General features: G+C 67.4%; 4 protein-coding genes. 1 reads left to right on the forward strand and 3 read right to left on the reverse strand.

Annotated features, from left to right (window positions below; translation table 11 throughout):
• On the reverse strand, positions 1-289 hold a 289-nt coding region (locus VF497_RS15755), incomplete at its 3' end, for a hypothetical protein (RefSeq protein ID WP_330890443.1).
• Between VF497_RS15755 and VF497_RS15760 the strand changes: the two genes are divergently transcribed.
• Positions 283-2706, forward strand: coding sequence for a sensor domain-containing phosphodiesterase (locus VF497_RS15760; RefSeq protein ID WP_330890445.1), 2424 nt, complete (start codon positions 283-285; stop codon positions 2704-2706). The genes VF497_RS15755 and VF497_RS15760 overlap by 7 nt on opposite strands.
• Before the next feature lie 27 nt (positions 2707-2733).
• Here VF497_RS15760 and VF497_RS15765 read toward each other — a convergent pair whose 3' ends face one another.
• Both VF497_RS15765 and VF497_RS15770 read right to left on the reverse strand, forming a co-directional pair.
• Positions 2734-3300 (reverse strand): response regulator transcription factor, encoded by a 567-nt coding sequence (locus tag VF497_RS15765; RefSeq protein ID WP_330890447.1) that lies wholly within the window; start codon positions 3298-3300, stop codon positions 2734-2736.
• A gap of 30 nt (positions 3301-3330) precedes the next feature.
• Positions 3331-4659: ATP-binding protein (locus tag VF497_RS15770; protein WP_330890450.1), on the reverse strand; the 1329-nt coding region annotated here is incomplete at its 5' end.

A 4659-nucleotide genomic window follows, 5' to 3' on the forward strand; every position in this document is an offset into this window, starting at 1 on the left:
TCGAGTTCTGGTTCCTGCAAAGACGCCAAACGCTGCGAACAGGGATCAGATTAGAACCGCTGCGAACTTCCGCGTGACGGACTGCGACAAACGATTGTTTGCCAATTGATTGGCGAAATCCGCCGGCTGCGACACAATAGGAGCGAAACCGCGCCGTCGTGAACGAGGAGCCGCCCCGGATGAAGCTGGGAGTGGCGTGATCGACGCGGGATTGTTCGATCCCGCATCCATACGCATGGCGGAACATCGCCTGGCTGTTGTACTTCGACCAGGGGTAGTCGAGTGACACTGTTTACCGGCAAGTGGTCGGTTGCAGCGAAGGCTCTGGCGACGGCGCTGGCCATGGTCGCCGCCGGCCGCGTCGCCAATGCGCTCGCCACCGCGGCCAACCCGTATACCTTGCTCTGGCCGGTTGCGGGTGTGGCCCTGCTGTGCGTCTATTACTGGAAGCGGCCGGCCCTGGCCGGCGTCCTGATCGGCGCGCTCGCTGTCAACCTCAGTTCCGACTGGCAATGGTTCAGCCTGCTCGGCGCGCAAGGCAAGCGCGAATTCGCCGGCATCTCGCTGGCGACGATCTCCCTGGCCAGCGTGATCCAGACGTGGCTGTCGACGCGGGTCTTGCGCCACTACATGCCGGCGCTGCGCGACGGTTCGCTGTCCGCCTCCGGATGGTCGTCGATGCTCCTGCTTGCCGGCCCGGCCGCCTGCCTGCTGAAGATGGCGGTGCTCGCTCTCGCTCTTGGCTGGATCACGCTGCCGATCCGTACCGAGAACATCGCATTCGCGGCTGCGATGTGGGTATCGACGACGCTGGCGATATGGATGGCGGTGCCACTGATCGCGATCCGCGAACTGCGTCTGGACCTGCCGAAATTCGCCCACAACCGCTTGCGCAACCCGTGGATTGCGCTTGTGCTAGTCGCGCTTCCGGCGTGGGCGCTTGCCGCCTATGCTGGTGCGCAGCAGGCGACGCGCGAGCAACAGCGTTTCAGCGAACTCGGCGCCGCCTTCAGGGCGGGGATTCAGGAAGATCTGCAAATGGCCGAGCAGAAGCTCACCGCATTGCGCGCCTACTACCGCGTGACCGGAGAAATGTCGCAGGATCGGTTCACCCAGTTCGCCAATGAATTGCTCGAACGCACGCCGCTGCTGATCGGGCTCAATTGGGCTGGTAGGGTTGGCGATGACCAGCGCGCCCGCGTCGAAGCGGCATTGACGGCGGAGCAGGGCCGCGCCGTGACGCTGAGCCAGCTCGACGCCGAAGGCCGGCTCGTCGTGGCGCCGCGTCGTGCCGAATATTGGCCGCTGCTGCGCATTGCACCGGATGCACGCAAATCGCTGCTGGGTTTCGATCTGGCCTCGGAGCCAAACCGGCGCAAGGCCGTGTTCGCCGCGCAGGACGGAACCTTGACCGCATCCTCGCGCGCCATGTCAGCGCAGGCGGGCACGCGCATGCCCGCGGTATTCCTCTATCTCGCCACCGCGCAGCCGCGCGGCGTCGTCATTGCTCCGCTGCGGATCGACACCTTGCTCGGCGCGCAGCAGGCAGGGCAGGAATTGCTCGCCGAGGGCCACGGCCTCGTGCTGGGCAATGCCGACAGCGGCGTGCTCGCGCAGATGGAGTCGCAGCCGGGAACGTTGAGTCGTGCCGATCCGCAGCTCGCGCTGCGATTCGACATCAAGGTCGGCGCCGACAAGTGGTATCTCGACGTGACCACGGTCAAGGCCGCCCTGCCGTACCTGAGTGCACCGCTGTGGTGGCTGGGACAGGCCCTGCCGCAGATCCTGTGCGTGCTGGTCGGCCTGTTCCTGACGATGATCAGCGTCAATGACCGGCAGATTTTCCATCTCGAACGCTACTACGCCGGCTATGTCGAGCATCACCGCAGGGAGACCGTGCAGCGCAGCCTCGCCGCGGCCGACGTCGATGCGGCGATCGAGAGTGCCTGGAACGCGCGCGCGTTCGCGGCGCAGTTCGAGCCGATCGTCGACATGCGCAGCGGCGAGATTCGTGGCGTCGAAGCCCTGCTGCGCTGGCATGGCGCGCCCGAGGGCGTGACCACCTGCGACGTCATCGACTGGGCCGAGCGCAACAACCTGATCGGCCAGCTCGACCACGAGATGCTCGTCGCGACGCTGCGCGCGGCGGCCGACTGGCCGCTCGTGCGCCTGCCCGGGTTCGCGATCTCGGTCAATGTCTCCGCCAGCGACATGCACGATCCGCATTGGGCCACACAGATGCTGCACGAGCTCGCCCGGCATCGCATCCCCGGACGCAACCTGTGCGTGGAAATCACCGAAGGCGTGCTGATCCGTTCGGATGACGGCGTGCTGTCGCAACTCGATGCGCTGCGCGCGGCCGGCGTACGCATCGCGCTCGACGATTTCGGCACCGGCTATTCGTCGATCGCCTATCTGCGCCAGTTGCCGGTCGACCGGATCAAGCTCGACCGCCTCTTCGTCTCCGACCTGGTGCAGGACGACAAGGCGCGCCGCATCGTCGCCAGCGTCCTCGCGCTCGGCCATACGCTCGACATCGATCTTGTCGCCGAAGCGGTCGAGGACGCGGGCACCGCACGCGTGCTCGAAGCGCTCGGTTGCCGTTTCGCCCAGGGGCGTTTCTACTCCGAAGCGCTCGATGCGCAGGCCATGCAGGATCTGCTGCAGCGTCAGACCAAGGTGCACGCGCAGCGCGTACGCGTCTGAGCCCGCGGCTGCTTCAACGCGGCGACTTCAATCGGCCTCGCGTACCGGATGCTTGGCCAGCTTGCGCTGCAGCGTGCGCCGGTGCAGGCCGAGGCGGCGCGCGGTCTCGGAGATGTTGCCCTCGCATTCGGTCAGCACGCGATGGATGTGTTCCCACTCCAGCCGCTTCAGCGGCGGTGGCGCATGCGGCAGCGCGACCTCGTCGTGCGCACCCGCGGTGTGCTGCGTCTCCAGCAGCGCGGCGACGATCGCGTCGGCATCGACCGGCTTGGCGAGGTAATCGTCGGCGCCGCGCTTGATCGCCTCGACCGCGGTCGCGATCGAGGCGTAACCGGTCAGCAGCAGGATGCGCAGCTCCGGTCGCAATGCCTTGAGTTCGGGAATCAGCGCGAGTCCGTTGTCTGCGCCAAGCTTGAGGTCGAGCACGGCGAACTGCGCGGGTTCGGCGCGCAAGTGCGCGCGTGCCTGCGCGGCGTCGAGGGCGATGGCGACGGCGAATCCGCGCGCGCCCAACGCGCGCGCGAGCACGCGCGTGAACACCTCGTCGTCGTCGATCAGCAGCACGCGTTTGAGATCGGGCGGAGCGGAAGTCATGGACGGGTCGCCAAGGGCATTTGCGCAATTTTACAGCGGTGAGCCGCGCAGTGCCGACAAGGGCAGGGTCAGTCGCGTCAGCGTGCCGCCACGGGGTGGGGACTCGACGTGCAGGCTGCCGTGCAGGCGTTCGATCGTCGCGTTGGTCAGGGCGAGGCCGAGGCCAAGGCCATCACGCTTGGCCGAGACGAAGCGCATGCCGGCGGCTTCGCGCACGACCTGCGGCAGGCCGGGGCCGTAATCGCGCACCTCGATGACGATGTCGGTGTCGGTGGCACGCGCGGCAAATTCCACTTTCGTGCTCGCGGTCAGCGTCGAGGCATCGGCGGCATTGTTGAGCAGGTTGAGGATCGCATGGCGCAGCGCGGGCACGATGCGCAGCCGCGGCGGATGCTCGGCGTCGGCCAGGGTGATGTCGAGCGTGATCGCCGGGCGCAGCAGGCGGAAGCGTTCTGCGCAATCGGCGACGAATTCGGACAAAGTCTGCACCTGCGCCTGCTCGGTCAATTGCGCGCTGCCGACCTGGACGAGTTCGCGCAGGATGTCGCGGCAGCGTTCGGCCTGGCCGGCGAGCAGGGCCAAGTCCTCGCCGAACGGCGTGTCGGCCGGGTGCTCGCGACGCAGTTCGCCGACGAGAGTGCGGATCGTCGACAGCGGCGTGTTCAATTCATGCGCGGCGCCTGCGGCCTGGGTCGCGATCGCGAGGATGGCCTCGTCGCGCAGTGCGCGCTCGCGTTCACGCTGGGCGAGAGTCTCGCGCCGGCGCAGGTCGCGCGCGAGACGCCAGATGAAGAAGCCGAGCAGCACCGCGCTGATCGCGAAGTTCACCGCCATGCCGAGCACGTGCAGGTTGAAGTCGCGTTCGTTGGAGTCGATGGCGTCGTGCAGGGCATGGCTGGCGATGTCCGGCAGCGGCTCGTGCCGAACCAGCACGACTAAGTAGGCGAAGCAGGCGATGCCCACGCTCGCGGCGAGGTGGCGAGGCGACAAGGTCATCGCGGCGAGCGCGATCGGCACGATGTAGAGCGAGATGAACGGATTGGTCGCGCCGCCGGTCAGGTAGAGCAGATAGCAAAGCACGCCGGTATCGACGGCGAGATGGGCGACGACCTCGGTTTCGCCGACCGGCCACGGCTGACGCAGCCGCCACCAGACGAAGACGTCGAACGCGGCGAGCGCGCCGATGCCGGCGAGCAGCGCGCCTTCGGCGATCGGCAGCATGAGCAGGTGCGCGACCGCGAGCACGGTGACGAGCTGCCCGACCACGGCGCAGACGCGCAGCCACGCCAGCGTCGCCGCCAGTGCGCGCGGGCTGTAGGGTGTGGCCGGTCGCATCGGGGGCAGGCTGGGCATGGGCAA

The organism is Rudaea sp., assembly GCF_036383415.1.
In the GTDB taxonomy this organism is placed as follows: Bacteria; Pseudomonadota; Gammaproteobacteria; order Xanthomonadales; family Rhodanobacteraceae; genus Rudaea.

Bases quoted from the DNA above. Each gene is read 5' to 3' on its own strand.
- VF497_RS15765 (WP_330890447.1), bottom strand. From the start codon at position 3,300: ATGACTTCCGCTCCGCCCGATCTCAAACGCGTGCTGCTGATCGACGAC.